The sequence below is a fragment of the Neoactinobaculum massilliense genome, from assembly GCF_900604955.1.
Lineage (GTDB): Bacteria > Actinomycetota > Actinomycetes > Actinomycetales > Actinomycetaceae > Neoactinobaculum > Neoactinobaculum massilliense.
In genome coordinates, this window is sequence record NZ_UWPE01000001.1 from 659,750 (window position 1) to 679,688 (window position 19,939).

The 19,939-nt window shown below is 62.7% G+C and carries 17 protein-coding genes and 1 tRNA gene; 3 read left to right on the plus strand and 15 right to left on the minus strand.

Annotation, left to right across the window (positions count from 1 at the left end; genetic code table 11):
• Nucleotides 1-131 precede the first annotated feature (131 nt).
• Entirely contained in the window at nt 132-1,064 is a 933-nt protein-coding gene (gene lgt, locus EIH27_RS02915; protein ID WP_124039472.1) for a prolipoprotein diacylglyceryl transferase, read from the minus strand.
• Nucleotides 1,065-1,119: 55 nt separating this feature from the next.
• Between lgt and EIH27_RS02920 the strand changes: the two genes are divergently transcribed.
• Nucleotides 1,120-1,671 carry a nucleoside/nucleotide kinase family protein gene (locus EIH27_RS02920; RefSeq protein WP_124039473.1) on the plus strand — a complete coding sequence of 184 codons (552 nt, stop codon included), beginning with the start codon at nt 1,120-1,122 and terminating at the stop codon, nt 1,669-1,671.
• A 44-nt stretch (nt 1,672-1,715) separates the two neighbouring features.
• Here the strand turns inward: EIH27_RS02920 and EIH27_RS02925 are convergent, their stop codons facing one another.
• The 5 genes from EIH27_RS02925 to EIH27_RS02945 all read right to left on the minus strand — a co-directional run bounded on the left by EIH27_RS02925 (nt 1,716) and on the right by EIH27_RS02945 (nt 7,748).
• A complete protein-coding gene (locus tag EIH27_RS02925; protein WP_241152944.1) occupies nt 1,716-3,104 on the minus strand; it encodes a proteasome accessory factor PafA2 family protein in 1,389 nt (462 codons plus the stop codon).
• Nucleotides 3,101-3,286 (minus strand): ubiquitin-like protein Pup, encoded by a 186-nt coding sequence (locus EIH27_RS02930; RefSeq protein ID WP_164461583.1) that lies wholly within the window; start codon nt 3,284-3,286, stop codon nt 3,101-3,103. Before EIH27_RS02930 ends, EIH27_RS02925 begins: the two co-directional genes overlap by 4 nt.
• Before the next feature lie 142 nt (nt 3,287-3,428).
• Nucleotides 3,429-5,000: a depupylase/deamidase Dop gene (gene dop / locus EIH27_RS02935; RefSeq protein WP_124039475.1), complete on the minus strand. Its 1,572-nt coding sequence runs from the start codon at nt 4,998-5,000 to the stop codon at nt 3,429-3,431.
• Between the two features lie 8 nt (nt 5,001-5,008).
• Nucleotides 5,009-6,550 (minus strand): proteasome ATPase, encoded by a 1,542-nt coding sequence (gene arc, locus EIH27_RS02940; RefSeq protein ID WP_124039476.1) that lies wholly within the window; start codon nt 6,548-6,550, stop codon nt 5,009-5,011.
• 28 nt (nt 6,551-6,578) lie between these two features.
• Nucleotides 6,579-7,748: a tRNA (adenine-N1)-methyltransferase gene (locus tag EIH27_RS02945; protein ID WP_206424867.1), complete on the minus strand. Its 1,170-nt coding sequence runs from the start codon at nt 7,746-7,748 to the stop codon at nt 6,579-6,581.
• Nucleotides 7,749-7,841: 93 nt separating this feature from the next.
• Here EIH27_RS02945 and EIH27_RS02950 point away from each other — a divergent pair, with 93 nt between their 5' ends.
• Nucleotides 7,842-8,663 (plus strand): RecB family exonuclease, encoded by an 822-nt coding sequence (locus tag EIH27_RS02950; protein ID WP_124039478.1) that lies wholly within the window; start codon nt 7,842-7,844, stop codon nt 8,661-8,663.
• 9 nt (nt 8,664-8,672) lie between these two features.
• Here the strand turns inward: EIH27_RS02950 and EIH27_RS02955 are convergent, their stop codons facing one another.
• Both EIH27_RS02955 and EIH27_RS02960 read right to left on the minus strand, forming a co-directional pair.
• Nucleotides 8,673-9,911 (minus strand): class I tRNA ligase family protein, encoded by a 1,239-nt coding sequence (locus EIH27_RS02955; protein ID WP_241152945.1) that lies wholly within the window; start codon nt 9,909-9,911, stop codon nt 8,673-8,675.
• 152 nt (nt 9,912-10,063) lie between these two features.
• Complete coding sequence (locus tag EIH27_RS02960) at nt 10,064-10,891, minus strand: undecaprenyl-diphosphate phosphatase (RefSeq protein ID WP_124039479.1); 828 nt, start codon at nt 10,889-10,891, stop codon at nt 10,064-10,066.
• Between the two features lie 74 nt (nt 10,892-10,965).
• Between EIH27_RS02960 and EIH27_RS02965 the strand changes: the two genes are divergently transcribed.
• Nucleotides 10,966-11,898 (plus strand): aldo/keto reductase, encoded by a 933-nt coding sequence (locus tag EIH27_RS02965; protein WP_124039480.1) that lies wholly within the window; start codon nt 10,966-10,968, stop codon nt 11,896-11,898.
• Between the two features lie 23 nt (nt 11,899-11,921).
• Here EIH27_RS02965 and EIH27_RS02970 read toward each other — a convergent pair whose 3' ends face one another.
• The 7 genes from EIH27_RS02970 to EIH27_RS03000 form a co-directional block, all read right to left on the minus strand.
• The gene (locus EIH27_RS02970) at nt 11,922-12,224 is read right to left on the minus strand and encodes a hypothetical protein (RefSeq protein WP_124039481.1); all 303 of its coding nucleotides are present in this window, start codon (nt 12,222-12,224) and stop codon (nt 11,922-11,924) included.
• 146 nt (nt 12,225-12,370) lie between these two features.
• Nucleotides 12,371-13,408, minus strand: a complete 1,038-nt coding sequence (locus tag EIH27_RS02975) for a GNAT family N-acetyltransferase (RefSeq protein ID WP_124039482.1) — start codon at nt 13,406-13,408, stop codon at nt 12,371-12,373.
• An 83-nt stretch (nt 13,409-13,491) separates the two neighbouring features.
• Nucleotides 13,492-13,580: transfer RNA gene (locus EIH27_RS02980), tRNA-Leu, on the minus strand.
• Between the two features lie 90 nt (nt 13,581-13,670).
• On the minus strand, nt 13,671-14,159 hold the full coding sequence (locus EIH27_RS02985) for a hypothetical protein (protein WP_124039483.1): 489 nt from the start codon (nt 14,157-14,159) through the stop codon (nt 13,671-13,673).
• Between the two features lie 51 nt (nt 14,160-14,210).
• Nucleotides 14,211-17,489 (minus strand): error-prone DNA polymerase, encoded by a 3,279-nt coding sequence (locus EIH27_RS02990; protein ID WP_124039484.1) that lies wholly within the window; start codon nt 17,487-17,489, stop codon nt 14,211-14,213.
• Complete coding sequence (locus tag EIH27_RS02995; protein WP_124039485.1) at nt 17,482-19,038, minus strand: Y-family DNA polymerase; 1,557 nt, start codon at nt 19,036-19,038, stop codon at nt 17,482-17,484. Before EIH27_RS02995 ends, EIH27_RS02990 begins: the two co-directional genes overlap by 8 nt.
• A complete protein-coding gene (locus tag EIH27_RS03000; RefSeq protein ID WP_124039486.1) occupies nt 19,035-19,832 on the minus strand; it encodes a hypothetical protein in 798 nt (265 codons plus the stop codon). Before EIH27_RS03000 ends, EIH27_RS02995 begins: the two co-directional genes overlap by 4 nt.
• Between the last annotated feature and the right edge of the window lie 107 nt (nt 19,833-19,939).

Genomic DNA, 19,939 nt, shown 5'->3' on the forward strand with positions numbered 1-19,939 from the left:
CGGAGAATGGACATGCGTGCGGACCATAGACCTAGATGCAGTCATTCTCTCACGTTGACGCGGTACCCGCGCAAAGGCTCATCCGATAGACGGCACCGCGGACCATAGGACCTTCCGGCACCTGTCACATCCTAAAGCGACTTCGCGCGGCGATGGTTATGCCGCCGCTCCTTGCGCACCTCTTCCCGGCGCTCCTCCTCCGCAATCTTCTGTTCGAAGGTGACCCGGGCGGCGTCGGACATCCACACCTCCCCCATCTCAGGATGCTGACGCAGGCGCCGCGTCAACCAGATGAAGAGGATAAGGCCCAGCGCAAACACGATAATGCTGGTCCACACGTTAAGCCGAAGGCCGAGGATGTGGTTAGCGGTGTCAATGCGCAGATTCTCAATCCAGCACCGCCCTGCCGTATAGATCATGATGTAGGCCGCGAATACCTGGCCGCCACGCAGACGGAACCGCCGCTCCAGCCAGACCAGGGCGGCCGCGCCAAGCAGACACCAGATCATTTCGTAGAGGAACGTGGGGTGGAACAGCGTGCCCGGCGCGTATCCGACGGGCAGGTGAGCGGCGTCGATTTCCAGGCCCCACGGCAGCGTGGTGGGCTTCCCGAACAACTCCTGGTTAAAGTAATTACCCAGTCGACCAATGGCCTGCGCCACAAAGAGAGCAGGTGCAATCGCGTCAGCCAGCGGGGCGAGCCGAAGCCCCATGCTTCGGGCGGTCAACCATACGGCAAGCGCGCCGAATAGCACGGCACCCCAGATGCCCAATCCGCCCTCCCAGATGGCGAAGGCGCGCCACGGATTACGGCCCGACCCAAAGTAGAGCTGGTGATCCGTCACCACGTGGTAGATACGTGCGCCAATAATGCCCACCAGCACGGCCCAGAACGCAATATCGGGCAGTGCGGCTACCGGACCGCCCCGCTTCACGTAGCGGCGTTTAAGGATCACGTAGGCCACGATGATGCCCACAATGATGGCCAGCGCGTAGGCGTGGATAGAAACCGACCCGAGGTACAGCGCAGAACGGGACGGAGACGGGATCGATGCGGAAATCATGGTGCCTCCCTGATAGCGACGCGCCCACGCTACCATTTGGCGTTACCCTTGCCGGGTGATTGACATCGACTCCTACCTGGCCGTTATTGAAGCGCGCCACCAGGCTGCCGGCCGGCAGATTTATGCGGCCCTGGACGGGCGTAGCGGAGCGGGGAAAACATCCACCGCCACCCGCATGGCGGGAGCATTACGCGCTCGCGGCCTCACCGTCACCGTATTGGAGGTGGAGACGTTTGTGGCCGGCTGGGATGGCCTGGAGGCGGGTACGCACCGCGTTGCGCACACCATCCTGGCCCCGCTATCCCACGGCGAAAGTCCCCTGGTGGCGAGCTGGAACTGGGTAGAGAACCACTGGAATGAGCCCGCGCCCATTCCGCTGACCGACGTACTGGTACTGGCCGGATGCGGTGCGACGTCCTTTGCCTGCGCGCCCTACATGGACGTTACCGCCTGGCTTGAGGCGCCCGAATCCGTCAGGCGCGCCCGCGTTGCCAAGCGCGACGGCGATCCATCCGCGTGGTGGGAGCGCTGGGCCCGTCAGGAAACCCAGTTGCTTGCAGAGCGAGATTCCCCCGCACTCGCCGATTTTTTGTGGACGACGGCGTAGCGGGATCCGGCCCGGGCCAGTCATTCGGACCGGGCCGGGCTCACCTAAGCCGCCGCGGCCATCTGCGCGATGAGCGCATCCACACTCGCGTCCGCCGCCGCCAATGGGTCCGGTAGCGAGATGGCCGTAGCAATACCGGGCAGTTCTACCTTTGCCCAATCCGCCTTGATATCACGGTGATGGCGCTCCGCGGCCGCAATGAGATCCCCGCGCACTTTCGCCCTCGTGGTTTGCGGTGGCGTAGTCACAGCGATCCGCACCTGTTCGGGGGTGACCAAGCGGGCCAGGAGGCCCCCGGCTTCCATCCGGGCACCGAGACCGTCCTCGGTGATGTCGTGGTAGGCCAGCTCTAGACGTGCTAGGCGTGGGTCATCCCAATCGGCTCCGCTGCGTGCCCGATAGCGCTCAAGCAGCCGCCGTTTTGCCACCCAGTCAATTTCTGTTTCCACCCGCTCGGGATGTCCATCCGCAATGGCGTCCAGGGCGCGCGTCCACAGATCAAACAGATGCCGGCGTGTTGTGTCCAGCTCTGCTGTGTAACCGTGACGGTCGTAGTAGCGGCCGACGGCGTCACGCATCGTGCGTTGAATATCCAGCGCCGTAGTATCCGCGCCGTCTGTTCGCTCAATCTTCGCCGTTCCCGTAGGATCCGCGCTAATCCGCCGAATGGCCGCCATCGAGTCCGTGAGTTCGAGATCCGGAATGATGGCACCTTCCTCCAGCATGGTGACCATCGCCTCCGTAATGGCCACCTTCAACCCGGTGGTCACCGTGCTCACGTTGGAATCGCCGACGATCACGTGCATACGGCGCACTTTGGCGGCGTCGCCGTGAGGTTCGTCGCGCGTATTAATCATTGGTCGGGACCGCGTGGTGGCCGAGGAGAGCGCCTCCCACATTTCATAGGAACGCGAGGAGAGTTCAAACCGCGCCGCACCGCCCGCAACACGGTGAATGAAGCCGGACCCCGCCACCAGTTGCCGCGACACAAAGAATGGCACCAGCCGGTTGATACGCACCTTGAAATCGCTGCGACGGCGAAGCATGTAGTTCTCGTGGCAACCAAACGAATGTCCCGCGCTGTCCTCATTATTGCGGAACACGTGGAGCTTTCCCGCCACACCCCGGGCCGCCAGGTTGGCATTGGCAGCCCGAGTCAAGCGGGCCACAAGCTCCTGTCCCGCAGCATCCTGGGCTACGAGATCCGTGATGGAGTCGCACTCCGCGGAGGCGTACTCGGGGTGAGAACCAACATCCAGGTAGAGCCGGCCTCCGTTTTTCAGGAATGCACTGGTGGAATGCCGCTCTACGTTGACCGGGGCAAACATGAGTTCGGCGGCGGCATCCGCATCCAGTGGCGGTTCCCCACCATTGATAGCCGCACACGTCACGCCGTACTCGGTTTCAATGCCCATTACACGGCGCGTGCTCACTCCCCACCCTTCTGCACGAAGCCCTGCACAAACTCGGATGCGTTGGTTTCAAGTACCGAATCAATATCATCCAGGAGTGCATCAACATCCAGGTCCTCGTGGCGAACCTGAACCTCCTCCTGCTCCTGTTCCTGCTCCTGGGGCGCCTGCCGCTGCGGCTGCGCAAATTCCTGACTACTCATATTCCTCCCTTTCATTCGGCGGTCACCGAAGTGGCCGTCGCTTCCCGTTTTCACACCGGCCCATGACCGTAGAGCCCACGGCCTAGAGTCCGGCGAAAATAGTTACGGCGCAACGGAGCTGTGCCGTCTAGCCTGCCTCCGGCTAGTGTCTAAGCCGATGTACGGCCTCGCCCGCACTGTTCGCCCCCGCAATCGTGGCCTCAATTTCCGTACGGGTGAATCGCGCCGGATCAGGCATGGCAAAGCGGGTGAGCTCCTCTCCGCCCTCATCAAGGATCATTTCGCTCCAGGAGCCGGCCACCACCTCATTCGGGTAGCGGTCCACCAGGGCGCCGCGGAGGAAGGCACGGGTGGAGTCTGGCGGATTTGCCACCGCCCAGCGCACCTCATCCTCGGTAAACAGCCGCTCTACCCGGCCCGCGGTGTCAAGACGCCGGACCAGTGAATGTTCCGGGCGTAGGTCATGCCACTGGAGATCGACAGCACGAAGTTTCGGGGCATCCCAGCCCAACCCACCGCGTTCCTTGAGCCCAGAAAGTAACTGGTACTTGGCTACCCACTCCACCTGCCGGGCCACGGAGAATATGTCTGTCCGCAGGCCGTCCAGCACTGTCTGCCACCGCGTGAGGATCTCCGTGGTGTCCCAATCCGGGCCCCCGTTCTCCTCGATCGCATCCGCCACGGCGTCGTGATAGATCTGCTGCACATCTAGCGCCGTCAGCGGCGTACCCGTGGTTGCAAGCGGTTCCGAAAGTGTGAGATCGCGGGATACCACGTGGGCGGCTGGAACCGGGGCGCGTAGCACGGCCGCCTCGATGTCCAGCGGCACATCATCCTGCTCCAGCAGCCACAGGACCAGCGAGGTGGTCCCCACCTTGAGCAGGGTGGAGACATCGAACAGATTCGCGTCTCCCTCAATAACGTGCAGCCGGCGATAGCGTTTGTCATCCGCGTGGGGCTCATCGCGGGTATTGATAATGGGGCGGTTAAACGTGGTTTCCAGCCCCACCTCCGCCTCGATGTAATCCGCTCGCTGAGAGATCTGGAAACCGGGCATCTCTGAGCGCTGCCCCAGGCCCACGCGCCCCGCCCCGCAAATCAGTGGCCGAGTAACCAGGAACGGCGTCAGGTAGCGAATGATGTCCTGGAAGGAGACGGCGCGCTCCACCAGGTAGTTTTCGTGGCTGCCGTAGGCGGCGCCCTTCCCATCCACGTTGTTCTTGTAAAGAACGAACTCGCGCCCGTGCCGGCTGCCAATTTCCATGGCCTCCTGGGCGATCGCCTCCCCCGCCCGGTCCCAGAGTACGGCCTCCCGCGGATTCGCGGTTTCCGGGGACGAATACTCGGGATGAGCATGATCCGTGTAGAGGCGCCCGCCGTTGCGAAGCACCGCGTTGGGCGTGCGCGGCGCCGCGAGCTGTGCCGCGGTAGGCCGCGCGATGGTGTTCCCGGCCCCGGAGGGGGCGGGGTGGAGCGGATCGTCGGTCAGCTGCGAGGGATCCGCCGCGCTCCGGTCCATGTGAAAGCCCCGCGCATCCCGCAGCGGGTCCTCGCCAAGGTAATCCCACATGATGGCGCCCCGGCGGGAGGTAGCCGTGCCCTCCGCGCCGTAACCCGTCACCACGGCGTTCGACTCCTCGACAACATCCCCGCTGCCGTTCTTTTCCTGGATGCCGAACTCGGTTTCTAACCCGACAATTCGCCTTGCCGTCATCTTTTCTCCTATTCGGCGTGTAGGGGACGCACGGAAACAAGCTTGCCGAGATGCCGGTATCCGTTCACGCGTGCCCACTCTTCAGGATCCTGAATGGCTTCCAGCTGCTGATTCTCCACGACCTCATCGCGTACAGCGGCCAGTATGTGTGCCTCCCCAATACCGCGCTCCCCGGTGGCCAGTAGCGACTTGATAGCTCCCTTCTTGGCACGGTCGACGATAGACGCAAGCATGGCCCCGGACGTCACGTCACCGATGTAAAGCGTTTCGCGGCGCCCGCTCGCGTAGGTGAGTTCAGCGAACTCATTCTCTTCGGTGCGTGCGTAGAGCGCGTGGGCGGCTGTTTCGCCCAGCGCTACCACCTCGGCGTCTACACCGCCGCGCGCCGCCACTTCCGTAGCCAGGTAAGGCAGCGAGGTGGTGAGGTACTTCGAAAGGATGTCCACCGCCGCCGCCTCATCCGGGCGATCGATACGAATCTTGATATCTAACCGGCCCGGACGTAGCACGGCCGGGTCAATCATGTCCTCACGATTGGACGCACCGATCACGATGACGTTCTGGAGTCCCTCCACGCCATCAATTTCCGCCAGTAGCTGCGGAACCACGGTGGTTTCCACGTCCGAGGAGATCCCTGACCCGCGCGTGCGGAACAGCGCCTCCATCTCATCGAAGAAGATCACCACGGGAATGCCCTGGGTGGCATGGTCACGGGCGCGGGAGAAGATTTCCCGGATCTGTCGCTCGGTTTCACCCACGTACTTGTCCAGCAGCTGCGGCCCCTTGATGTTAAGGAAGAAGGAGCGTTGACCGCTGCCGCCGGCGCGTTCGGCAAGTGAGGTGGCCACGGCTTTAGCAATCATGGTTTTACCGTTTCCGGGCGGGCCGTACAGCAGTACGCCCTTGGGCGGCCTCAGTCCATGTTCCCGGTAAAGCTCCGGATGCAGGAAGGGCAGTTCCACAGAATCCCGGATTTGTTCCACCTGCGGCCCCAGCCCGCCGATATCCGCATAGGACACGTCCGGAATTTCTTCCAGCATGAGGTGACGCAGGTCCGGCCGCTCCACGGGTGCCAAAATGAAGCCGGTTTTAAGGTCCGCCAGCATGGTGTCACCAACGGAGATTTCGGTAGCGCGCACATTATCCGAGAGGGTGAATACACGCGAATCATCCGGGTGTACCTTGACCAGCACGCGCCGAGAGTCCAGCACCAGCTCCACGCTCACAGTGGAGCCGGTATCCGCGTAATCCCCCGCGCTCACAATGGTCATTTCACTGTTAAGGCGCACCTGCTGGCCGGGATGCAATTGGCTGAGATAGAGCTCCTTAGAGGCGGACACGTTCAGTTTGCGCGAACCCACCTGTACGTCTACCGTGGCATCCCCGGTGCGCACGCGATCCACAATCCCATAGGTGAGCGGCGGCGCCGAAAGATCCTGAAGCCGTTCATCGAGCTCTTTAATCTTTTGGCGCGCGCCGAGGAGAGCGGAGGTGAGGCGTTGATTTCGTTCCCTCAAATCCGCCACGTCAGGCGTCACTTCCGGTTCCATAGCTGCCTTCCTTTACGTTGCAATTAGTCTACGCGGGAGCCCCGACATCGTCGGTGCCGCTCACCTCACCCCCGGTGTCACGCCCGTTCCTGCGCGCCTCCGTTTTTCCGACGACGACGGCCGCACCCGGGTCGCCCGCCTCACGCTGCATGTTCCGCGCGGCCAATTCCTCGTCAATCCGCTGCTGCATGCGTTCCAGGTGCACGTGAGAGCTCGTACTGCCCGTCTCTTCAATATCAGCGCGCTCCGCAATGTCACGCCGGACACGCCGCAGCTTCCTCGGTGCGATGGCGCGTTCGCCGAAAGCATCCTCATCCCAGGTTTGCGTCTCCCACGGCATCGGGCCGGCGTAGGCACCTTTTGAGGGACGGCTTACGAGTGTCATCTCCGCGCCGTCCGCCAATCGCCTCGCCTGCACAAGGAAGCCGGTGTGCGCCACCATCCGGTGATCGGGGCGAACAGCCAGTCCTTCCGAGTGCCAGGTGCGCACCAGTGTTTCGCTCGCTTCCGGCTCAGTAAATCTTCCCGAACCACGTAACGTTTCTACGGTCCGGGACAGCTGCGTCGTCGTCGCGACATAGGCGAGGAACACACCACCCGGACGCAGGGCATGCACGGCACTTGGGATCATTTCCCAGGGCGCCAGCATATCCAGGATCACGTGGTCGAAATGGGCCCGCTCCCCGGCCAGCAAAGCCTCACCCGCCTCCCCCACTCGAATCTCATAGCAGGAGGGGCGCGTGCCAAACCAGGAGATCACATTGGCAGCCGCGATCTCGGCGAACTCGGGACGGCGCTCAACTGAAAGCAACTCCCCCGCCTCACCAATGGCATCCAGCAGAGAGATTGAGAGCGCACCCGAGCCCGCACCGGCCTCGAACACGCGCGCGCCCGGAAATACATCTGCACCGTGCGTAATCTGAGCGGCATCCTTCGGATAGATGACCGTCGCACCGCGCGGCATAGAGAGTACGTAATCGGAAATTAACGGCCGCAGTGCGAGGAACGGACGGCCTTCTCGCGAGATAACAACACTGCCTTCCTCCTTCCCAATGAGCCAGGCGTGCGGGAAGGAACCGCGATTGGATTGGAACTGGCCATCCGCTGCAAGCGAAATGGTGTAGTGACGTCCCTTCGGATCCGTCAACTGCACACGTTCGCCAGCCTGGAATGGGCCGCGATGAGGTCTGGTATACACAGCCGGCACTCTACCGGCGCGAGCTCACTTGAGAACACCGTGGGTATCCGAGCCGGCCACGAACCTGTGGGAGGCCCCGGCTAAGGTGGGGGCATGGCAACACACGCAGCGCTTTCGCCCTCACGCACCAAAGATTTCAAGCAGTGCCCGCTTCTTTTCCGGTTCCGCTCGGTCGATCGACTCTCACAGCCGCCCACCAAGGAACAGTTGCGCGGAACCATTGTGCACTCGGTTCTTGAGCATCTCTTTGACTACAGCCCGCAGGAGCGCACGCCGGAAACCGCCCATGCCCTGCTCCCCACCCGCTGGAATAGCCACGTGGAAGCGCACCCGGACGTCATAGAAATCTTCACCTCGGAAAACGAATTGGCGGAGTGGATGGATTCGGCCGGTTCCCTGCTGGATAACTACTTCCACATGGAGAATCCGCAGTTCCTGCAGCCGGTGGCACGGGAGCGCTTTGTGAATGCGAGGCTCACATCCGGGCTGGCCATTCGCGGCATCGTAGACCGGCTAGACGCCACGCCAACAGGTGAACAGCGCGTGGTGGATTACAAGACGGGGAAATCACCGGCCGCGCGCTTTCAGGATGAGGCGCTGTTTCAGATGCGCTTCTACGCGCTGGCGCTGAAACTTGCCACCGGCACCATGCCTATCAGAACACAGCTTGTGTATCTCAAGGACGGCCGCACTCTCACGTATGATCCCACCCCGGAGGATTTGCCTCGCCTGGCAGAGGACCTCAATAACACCTGGGAACTCATTGAGAAGCGGCTTGATTCTGGCGATTTCGAACCACACACATCCCGGCTCTGCGATTGGTGCTATTTCAAGCGCATTTGCCCGGCGTGGGGTGGCACGCCGCCGGACATCTCCGCGGATGGAGTGGAGTACATGCGCACCGCGAAAGCGTAGCGGCGCAGCCTACCTAAGCAAATCGATGCCCAGCAGCGCCCGCACGGTGAGCACCACGGGCATGGGATAGCCGGATGGAGCGGCGGCCCAGCGGTCCACGACCGCCAGCGCGCGCGGTGTATCAAGATCCGCGGCGATGGCCGCGGCAACGCTGCGTGCCGAGATGCTGCCGCCGTCCCCGGTAGACGCATCATGCCCCGCCGCGTGGCGCCAGGCGGCCAGGCGCTGCTCCGCACGGCGCATATCCTCATCCGTGTATTCCCAGTCATCCCGGTAATGATGCGCGAGGATCATGAGGCGAACGGCCTGGGCATCGTGGCCGGCTTTCATCAGTTCGCTGACTCGCACCAGGTTGCCCAGCGATTTGGACATTTTTTCTCCCCGGTAGGCCACCATGCCGGCATGCATATGGAATGTCACCGTGGCCGGCGCTCCGAATGCCGTTCGGAGGAGCGATTCGCTCATTTCGTGGTGAGGGAAGAGCAGATCGCGCCCACCCGCCTGGACCGCGATATCTCGGCCCAGCACGCGGCGAGCAATATACGCGCATTCAATATGCCACCCGGGGCGCCATGCGCCGGGCGCCCCACCATCCGGCCGGAAATTATCCCCACGCACGCCCTTCCACAGTTGCTGGTCAAGCGGATGGTGCTTACCCGGGCGGGTGGAATCACCGCCGTGCTCATCGAACAGTGCCGCAAGATTACTCTGAGCGAACACGGGGGCCTGGGCGAAATTCGGGTCCGCCGTCAGATCCAGATAAATGTCCTCCGACCCGTCACCGTTGGGCAGCCGATAGGTAATATGACGGGCTTCCAGTGCCCGCACGGTTTCCTCCAGCGGATCCAGAATCTCCGACACCGCAATCCAGCGGCTCGGCGGTACCACACCCAGGGCAGCCATATCCGAGCGGAACAGCGCAATCTGCGAATCGGCAAGTTGCCGCCAATCCACCCCCGTCGCAGCGGCACGTTCAAAAAGAGGGTCATCGATATCCGTAACATTCTGGGCATACACCGGCGCTTTTCCGGCCGCCAGCCAATAGCGCAACAGCGTATCGGCCATGAGATAGGTGAAAGCATGCCCCAGGTGGGTGGCGTCGTACGGTGTGATGCCGCATGTGTAGAGGGTGGGATGGGCGGCATCGACCTCGCGCACTGTCTGCTGGGCTGAATCGAAGAGCCGCAGCGGCGGCAATTCGCCCAGTTGCTCCAGGTCCTGACACGCCCACGTTTCCATCCTGTCCATCCCTTCTGTTCGGCTACGCGCCCAGGATTGCACGCCGCGGGTTGCCCGCTTGTCCGCCCGAGGCCGTCCGACGCACACCGGCGTCGTAACGTGCCCACCCGGCGTCGCGGACCGGGCGAGCACCCCACTAATACGCGCCGGCTATCGCGGTCCTAATACACAGAGAGCGCCCCGAAGGCGAGACCCACCATCACGAGGATACCGACCACCACGCGATACCATACAAACCCCTGGTAGGACTTCGTGGATACCAGCTTAAGGAACCAGCCAATGATGACGTAACCCACCACGAATGAGATGATCGTGGCCACGATGGTGGGACCGGCTACAAGCTGAGCCGTGCCCGCGTACTTGAAGAGCTGATAGAAACCGGACAGCACCACGGCCGGGATGGCGAGGAGGAAGGAGACGCGGGCTGCAGCCTCGCGCGTGTAACCCAGCAGTAACCCGGTGGTAATGGTGCCGCCCGAGCGGGATACACCCGGGATGAGCGCCAGCGCCTGGCCGAGGCCCATCAGGAAACCGTCGCGCAATCCCATCTTTTCCATTTCCTTCGTGCGCCGGCTGTAGCGGTCCGCCCACCCCAGAATCAGGCCGAACACAATGAGCACGGTGGCCGTAATGTAGAGGTTTCGCAGCGTCGTCTCGATGACGTTCGACAGCAGCAGTCCAAGAATGCCGATGGGCAGGGTGCCAATAATCACGATCCAGCCCATGCGAACATCCGGATCCTGCTGCGTCACGCTTGACTTCTTTGAAAGCGCGCGGAACCACTTGGAAATAATGCGAACAATATCCTTCCAGAAGAAGGTAATAACCGCCGCTTCCGTACCCAATTGGATGACAGCCGTGAACGCCGCCCCCGGGTCACCCCAGTTGAACAAGTCCCCGAAAATGCGAATGTGCGCGGAGGAGGAAATAGGGAGAAACTCCGTGAGCCCTTGAATAAGGCCCAGTAGGGCCGCTTCGATGTAAGTCACGGCGAAAGCATAGGGCACCGTTCTGTACATGCACGAAACTCGGCGCGTTGCACCGCTCACGCTAGGCTTGCCCTATGCAACAACGTCATGTGGGATCCAGTGGCCTTCAAGTTTCGGAGGTGGGACTCGGCACGCTCACGTGGGGACGTGACACCACCGAGGATGAGGCGGCCGGACAGTTACAGGCGTTTCTCGACGCCGGCGGCACCCTCGTTGATACCTCACCCGCGTTCGGGGGTGGCGCGGCCGAGACCACGGTGGGGCATCTGCTGGACGGCGCGTTCGATCGAGCGGACCTGGTGCTGTGCGCACGAACGGGCTATCACGGGGCATCCCCCGCTTCTGGGCGCAGCGCCATTTTGGATGGACTAGATGCCACGCTCATGCGGCTCGGCACGGATCACGTTGACCTGCTGGTGCTTGCCGGCCCGGATCCGGTAGCCACCGATGAGGAAACAGCGCTGGCGCTCGCATCCGTGGCGGCCTCCGGGCGGGCACGCTACATCGGTATTTCCGGTTATCCGGCGTGGCGTGCGGCGGCGGTGGCAACGCTCCTCAAGGAGCGCAGGGTGGAGCCCCTGAGGGCCGTGATGACCGAGTACTCGCTGCTAGAGCGCTCTCCCGAACGTGACCTACTGCCGCTGGCCGCCCATCTCGGCATGGGTGTGCTGGCTACCTCTGCACTGGGGCGCGGCGTTCTCACTGGAAAGTACCGTCATTCCATTCCACCCACGTCCCGTGCCGCATCTGAGCATCTGGCCGCGTTCGTGGACCCCTATCTAACGGAGCCTGCGCGGCGCATTGTCGAAGCCGTGGTACGCGCCGCCGATGGACTGGGACGTTCCGCAGCCGACGTCGCTCTCGGTTGGCTGCTCTCCACCTCAATTTCATCCGCCGTGGTGGGTGCTCGCACAGCCGCGCAACTGGCAGCCACGCTCGAAACCGTGGATACGCTTCCGCAGATTGTGATGGAGGCGCTTTCGGACGCGTCTGTGAGCGCGCTCTAGCGACTCACTGGCCTCGCTAGCACCTACTCGTCGTCGACGTCGTCCTCATCGAAGTCGACGTCATCATCTAGCTCATCATCGCCGTCGTAGTATTCATACTCGTCGGCGTCATCCTCATCGTCATCATCGGCATAGATATCCAGCGGGGACTCCACGCCGAACTCCGTGAAAATGACGTCATCGTAGATGGTGTAGGCGTCCGCTAGGGCATCCGACGCCTCGATCACCGAGTCCGCGTCAGGATCCCCCGCCGTAGTGGCGGCCTGGTGGAACGTTTCAAGGGCTCCGATCAGCCGGTCAAGCGCGGAGCGAGGGTCAGTAGCCATGGCGCCATCGTAGCGCGGTACGCCACCGTCGCGCCAACCGTTTCGCGCTGTGTTTCCGGGGCCCGGCTTCGCCTTTTTGCCGACGCCGATGCCCACGCTCGCCCGGGTGATCGCGTCACCTACCTGGGCGAGCGGGCGGCGTCGTACTAGAGCCCGAGGACACGACGCAAATCGGGACGGAAGTAATGCGAACCCTTGAGCACCTTGCCGTCCTCCCGGTAGATGGGCTTGCCGTCATCACCCAGCTTGGAGAGGTTGGACGCCTGGATTTCCGCCAGTACATCGCGCATGGGGATGCCGAGCTCAAGAGCCATACCGTAGATGACATAGACCAGATCACCCAGCGCATCCGCTACTTCCACGGTGTCGCGTGTGTGGTCATCCATTTGCTCGGCCTCACGGAAGGCGGCCACGATGCGTTCTCCGGCTGCACGTCCGTAGCTGGCCGTCACGAGTTCGCTGAACTCCTCGGCGACGAGCCTAAGACGCAGATGAATACGCTCTCGATCAGCATTGGGGCCGTCCGTAACAATAGGTAGACCGTAGATTTCATGGAATTGGCGTACCAGGGCTTCGGGCTGGCGCGCATCACCGTAGGCGGGATGGCGCGGATCCGGACCGAACCATGCATGTTGGGGCCGGCGGGGCTCATCCCTACGCAGGGACGCGGTGAACAGATCCACCACCCGCCCCTTATTGGTCTGGGCTGCACGCTGACGACCCTCGAAGGTGAAGCCCAGTTTCCAGGCCACCCTGAGCGAGGCCCAATTAGGCTCCCCGTCACTGTATTCAACGCTCCAGCGCACGGCCGGCAGACCGAGCGTGTCAAAGGCATAGTCAAGGATTCTGTTAACCGCCTCCGTGACGACGCCGCGGCCACGCTGCTCTGGTGCGACCCAGATGGCGGGGCTTGGAACACCTGCACCATTGCTGGAGAGTCCAACACAGGCGATGGGATCCCCATCCTGTTGCTCACGCACAAAGAAGGTGGGCAACTCCGGATTCCAGTTGGCTCCCGAATTCGCCGCAATGAACGCTTTCGCATCCGATTCCGTGTAGGGGCTGGGCACCGTGGTCCAACGCTGGATCGTGGCGTCGGAGCAAATCCGCGCAACAGCGGACGCGTCGGCCTCGCGCGGTTCGGTGAGAACAAATCGCTGAGTATGAAGAACTGGAGCAGTCATGCGGCATAGTCTAAGCTGCATGACTCGACGCCGCCCGATAGCAAAAATCCCGCGACACACTTTACTGTGCCGCGGGACCTCTGTGCGCGGAGGGGGACTTGAACCCCCACTCCCTTTTTGTTCAGGAACTAGCACCTCAAGCTAGCGCGTCTACCTATTCCGCCACCCGCGCGGGTGAACAACGGATAAAACCTTAGCACGGGATATGCCGCTACTCCACCGCGGAGATTCTCAATTTCGCGTGAAGTATCTCGCACTGGAACTATTCGTTGCCATCTACTAGATGCGCATCTTCAATATCCTCCCCGAAGGTGGCCGACAGAATTTGCACGGATAACCGGTCGAGACGCTGTTCGAGGGAGCGGCGTGTGGCTCGCCGCCGCGCAGGGCTCATTGCGTCGAGGACAGGAAGCGCGGCGCTGATGGACTCAAGTTCCCGGCGCCACCGAGAAGCGCTCTCGGCCGCCTCGGCCGTTTGAGCGGAGGCGAACATATAGGTGACGTGCTCACGCAGCACTTGGACGCGCTCCTCGAGCACCACCCGGGTGCCGCGGCGCCACTTGCGCTGTGCGCCGGTGCCACCGTGGTCCTGCCGTCCGCCGCCGCGGGAGAGCTTAGAGCGGAGCGCAGCCCGCAGCTTCGGGTTATGCCTGAGAAAACGCTCCACCTCCGGACCGGCCGTCACCAGCGCAGTAATGAGAAGTGGGCCGCCGCGTTTCGCGATCTGCCACAGAGATTTCCATGCTGACATGTACCCTCCTCAATTCTCGCGAAAGTCTATCGCGCGGACCATTACGCGCCCCTAGCGGAAATCACGCGACTTAAGCGGGAGACGAAGCGGAAGCGCTTCTAGCCCATCCGCCACAAATACCACGGCGCCATCGGACTTCTCCACCACGCCGCGCACCACCAAAGCTTGCGCAGTGCATGCGACCGTTTTATGACGCTCCCACAACGCCGGAGAACAGAGCACGTTAAGAAGTCCGGTTTCATCCTCGAGAGAGAGGAAGGTGATGCCATTGGCCGTCATGGGGCGCTGCCGGTGCGTAACGATCCCGGCCACACGAATGCGCGTATGTTCCTCGGCGTTGACTGTATCGGCCACAGTCACCACGCCCCGCTTCGTAAGCGCAGGCCGAAGAAATTCCGTGGGATAGCGCCCCGTGGACAGACCGGTGGAGACAAGATCCGCGGCCACCTCCTCCGCCTCGGTCATTGTTGCGAGTGCAGGCGCCTTTCCCACCGGCTCAGTACCGGGGAGCGCGGGCTGATAGTAGCGACCCGCGCGTTCTGGTTTCTGCCCGAGTGTGTGCGCCAACCACACGCCCCGCCGCCGGCTCATCCCCAGTGACCGCAGCGCACCGGCCGTGGCCAGCGCTTCGAGGTCATGTTCCGAGAGCCCCGCGCGTCGCGCCAGGTCAGCGGTGTCCGTAAACGGTGTAGCGCGGGCTGCCACAATGCGTTCGGCCGCCTCCCCCAGCCCTTTTACCGTATTGAGCCCCAGCCTTATGGCGCGGGTGGGGCACGCGTCCACCAGCGGGTGAGGCCGCAGTGGCCGCGGCGCCGTTTCCTCCAGCGAGGCCTGTGCGGCTGACACAGTCACATCCGGAGGTAGTACGGATACGCCGTGGGTGCGTGCATCTGCCACCAGCGTTTGCGGCGAATAGAAGCCCATGGGCTGCGCATTCAGAATGCCCAGGTAGAACGCCTCAGGATGATGCACCTTCAGCCACGCGGAGGCATACACCAGGTAGGCAAAGGAAAACGCGTGTGATTCGGGGAAACCAAACTCGGCGAATGCTTTAAGCTTTTCATATATGCGTTCTGCCGCATCGTATGAAATACCGCGTTTCTTCATACCCGCCATCAGATCCATCCGGAGCGCCTCCATTTTCTCTAGAGAGCGTTTGGATCCCATAGCTTTACGCAACCGATCTGCGGCAGCGGGGCTGAACCCGGCGGCATCGATCGCAATCTGCATGAGTTGCTCCTGGAACAGTGGGATGCCCAGCGTTTTCTCCAGTGCGGGTTTAAGCGAGGGATGAAGATAGGTAACCGGTTCCTCCCCGCGTCGGCGGCGAATGTAGGGGTTGACGGAATTTCCCTGAATGGGACCGGGACGGATAAGCGCCACCTCGATAACGATGTCGTAGAACGTTTTGGGGCGAAGTCTGGGGAGCGTAGCCATTTGGGCACGTGATTCAACCTGGAAAACACCCACCGTATCCGCCGCCTGTAGCAGTGCATAAACGCGCGGATCCTCCTGCGGGAGGTTGTGCAGACCCAGCTCGTTACCATCCGGGGCCCGCAACCCGCGAGCGCCGAGCTCCGTGAATGCCAGGCGCAGCGCGGTGAGCATTCCTAGGCCCAGTAGATCGAATTTGACGAATCCGGCGGCCGCGCAGTCGTCCTTATCCCACTGGAGCACCGTGCGCCCGGGCATGGTGGCCCACTCCACCGGGCATACGTCGATGACAGGCCGATCCGCAATCACCATACCGGAGGAGTGAATACCCAGGTGACGCGGTAGCCGTTGAAGGTGAGAGGCGAGGACAGCGACGTCGTGGGGAACATGGGACGTGTCCCAGCGTGCGGTGAACGTGGCTGACCGTGGCAGGGCTTTTTCGGCCGCGGCATGTGCCTCCTTGGTGGGGTCTGGAACGCGTCCACGCTGACGTGGGGTGCGGTGTTCGATGGATCCGGACCATCCTTCCGCCTGGCCGGATGAATACCCCAGTGCCTTGGCCACATCGCGAATGGCGGAACGGGGCCGATAGGTGACTGCGTTCGCCACCTGGGCGGCGCACATGCGTCCATACCGCTGATAAACGTGCTGGATTACTTCTTCACGCCGTCCGGATTCAATGTCCAGGTCAATATCCGGTGGGCCGGAACGGCCGGGTGATAGGAAACGCTCGAAGAGCATTTTGTGGCGCACTGCGTCCACCGCCGTAATGCCCAGCGCGTAGCAGACGGCGGAGTTTGCCGCCGAGCCGCGCCCCTGACACCAGATATTACGGGCGGCGCAGAACTCCACGATTTCGTGGACAATAAGGAAATAGCCGGGGAATTTAAGCTGCTTAATCACGGTCATTTCGTGGTCGATCTGCGCCCAGGCGGTGGGGTTGGCGGCGCGGGTGCTGTAGCGCGCGGTTGCTCCCCGGCGTACCAGTTCGGCCAGCCAGGTGGTTTCCGTATGACCTGCCGGCACAGGGAACGGCGGCAAGCTGGGTGCCACCAGGGCCAGATCGAAAGCACAGTCCTGCGCCAGAGCTGCGGCAGCCTCAATATTGCGCTGCCTGCCGCCATGCAGCGCCAGCATCTGCTCCCCTGAGCGTAGGTAGGAGCCGGCAGCCGGCAGATAGCCATCCATATCCGCGAGCGCACACCCCGCGCGGGTGGCGGCCAGAATGTCCGCTATCTTGCGGTCCTGCGGCCGGGCATAGTGCACGTTGCCGGTAACGATGGCCGGGGCTCCGGCACGCCGAGCCACCCGGACAAGCACGTCGTTTCGTTCCGCATCCAGCGGTTCACCGGTGGCGGTCAATTCCACCGCTACGTTATCCCTACCGAAGAGGTCCTGCAGTTCGGTTAATGCACGCCCCGCAGCGTCCTCCGCCCAGACAGGTTCGGATTCAAGGGCTCGACGCACGGAGCCTTTTCGGCATCCTGTGAGCACCATCCAGTCCTGCGCACACCCCGCTAATTCGGGCAGCGTATAGTGCGCCTCACCCTTTTTACCGCTGGCTAGTTGTGCCCCGCCCACCGCTCGCGACAGCGCCGTATAGCCTCGGGGCGAGCGCGCCAGGATAACCACGTGATCGCCAGCGGGATCCGGGCTCCCCACCCGCGGCTCGGCGGTGCCTACCGCCAGTTCTGTTCCAACGACGACGGGCAGCCCCACGTCACGGGCCGCTTCCGACAGTTGAATGATCCCGGGGAAACCATTGTGGTCTGTGAGTGCCAGAGCGCTGAGGCCCAGTTCTACGCTGCGCTCGACAAGTTCCTCGGGCAGCGATGCGCCGTCAAGGAATGAGTAGGCGGAGTGGGCATGTAATTCCGCGTAGGCAACGCTAGACATAGCTGCCCGCCTCTCGCCATGTGCCATGTTCCGTGTAGAGGAGCGCTGCTCCCTCTGATAGCACTACCTGAAGATAGGCGCGCCGCTGCGCTGTGTGTGGATCCCACCAGCGCTGTTCCATGACCCAGGGGCCGGCGAAATTAGTAATGCGGGTGGCGCGTCGCCCGGAGATAAGGGCGGTGGGTACGGCCGTGGCACAGCCTGCCGTGCACACCAGTTGCCCGTTACCGGATACACCCAGTGCGTGGCCGCATGCCCCGGTGAGTGCCACGGATACCTCGCCTGTTGGGATCACCACGGGTGCGGGATCGGGGATGTGCCCGGGCCAGGGTAGATGCGGGGCGGGCGTTTCTGGCGTACCCCATGTTTCTTCCCGATAGCGTTCCTGAGGTGTACGTCCACCTTTGTCCCGTGGCGCACGCACGGCATCTTCGCCAAGGATGGATTGAATGCGCTCAGCCCCGCGTGCCGCCGCTACCGCATGTTCGCCGCGCCCACCCCACAGGGTCTCCGGCCGGCTGCCCAGCGCCACCGTATGGGACAGACACAGGGTGAGTCGAGAAAGGGCGCCGCCGCTTTCCCCGCTATTAATCCAGGCGGCTAGCTGCCAGCGCACCCGATCCGTCAGGTCCTTTTGTTGCCCGCCATCTATCATCCAGCTGCGGGTGAATTCTCCTGCCTCCGTGGTGGCTGTAATAGCCAGCTCTCCCCCGCCAACGCCGCGTACGGCCATCGCCTGCGTTAGTTCTTCGCTCATGGCACGGGCGGCAAATGCGGCCTGTTCTGCCACATCAAGTGGCGGTTCGAACGCACGAGTCACATTGATTACCGGAATGGAGCGTTTCCCCAATACCTCTGTTATGTCCTGCCCCGAGGCGAGGTTCCACGCTGTCACACCGTCCATGCCGAAACGCGTGATGAGTGCGCTACGTCCCAGGGCGTGTACGGCTCCCAGCGTACGCACCCCCAAGCGGTCCAGAAGATCCACCACGTGGCTCATATCCGCACGGGCCGCAGGCGAAGTGGCACCTAACAGCAGCGTGCTTACCGGCTGAGAGGCAAGAAAAGCTCGCGTAGATGCGGCGGGCACCAATCGCTCGGATCGAGCTGCCAGTAGCGCAGCCAGCGTCCCTTCAGCAACTCCCACCCGAGCTTCGCAGCCGGCAATAGTGGCTACTTCTCCCCCTACGGCGTCCGCCAGTGCCTCTTCACCACCATTAGCACGCGCCGCCCCACACACCGGGAAGATCACATTGCCGGGCTCACGTATGGTAAGCCGAGCCACCAGTCGATCCAGGGCGCGGAGCACGGGTTCAAACATGCGGGTATCCCGCGCAGTGTCCACCGGGATTACCGTGAGTTCTGGGCAGAGGGACTGGGCATGCCGCTTCTTCATACCCGCACTGATACCCAGCGAGCGCGCCCACGCGTTCGCCGCCACTATCCCACGCCCGCCCAGCACCGCCGCCGGTTCGCCCACCGGCGCCACGCCCGCCATTTCTGCGGCCGTAATAGGCCAATCGGGGATCCATACGGCCATTTGCCTCATGAGGCCACCACGTGGAGTCCGCTCCGGCTGGGCGTATCTACCCCCGCTTCCCTTCCCGTGGGCACAGTAGTAGCGGCCGCGGGTACAGGCATGTCCACCGCACCGGTGGTTACAGCCGCAGGAGCCGGTGCAACATCGGGTACAGCTGCAAGCACCGGATTATCAAGCTGCCAGCCTTGATCCGTGAGAAGAATGCGCAGCGCCGCCCCGCCGCCCCGCAGTTCCACCCGGAGCGCACGCAGATGTCCTTTACCGGCGTTCATTCCCTCCGCGCCGATGAACCGTGCGGCAAGTTTTTCGCGCGCCGCCCATTCCTCACCGATCAGCAGCGTGCCGCGGGTGAGAGCGCGCCGCGCCAGTGCGCGCCGCGCCCCACGATCTAGGCGTACACCGCACCCCACTATCACCACCTGGAAACCGTCAATAGCGGCCGTGAGTACGCGGGATGCGTTTACCTCCCCTACGCGGGGCACCGTTACCGTATGAGAAAGGTCCACACCGAGCCCGGCTGCCGCTCCCCACCCCATATCCGGAATGCCGATACACGCCATCCAGGCACCCTGCGAGGAAGGAATAGAGGCCAAAAGAACAGCAGCCAGCCGCGAGCCAAAGGTGGCAAAAGTTTGTCCGGGTGCCACGCCACGCGGAAAGAGCACACCCAATTCCTCCGGCACATGCCATCCGCCTGCGGCAACCTCCCATTCTTTTCCACGCGGATGCGCAGTCACCAATCCCACGGATTCTTCCGCAGCCGCCAGCACCGCACGCGCTGCGTCTAGTTTCGTTGCCGCCATGGTTTCTCCCTTCAGCACATACTGTAATCGAACAAGTGTTCGAATATGAGAGTAGAGGCAGGCTCCGACAGTGGTCGCACACCACCACATGTGCACCCACCAACCAC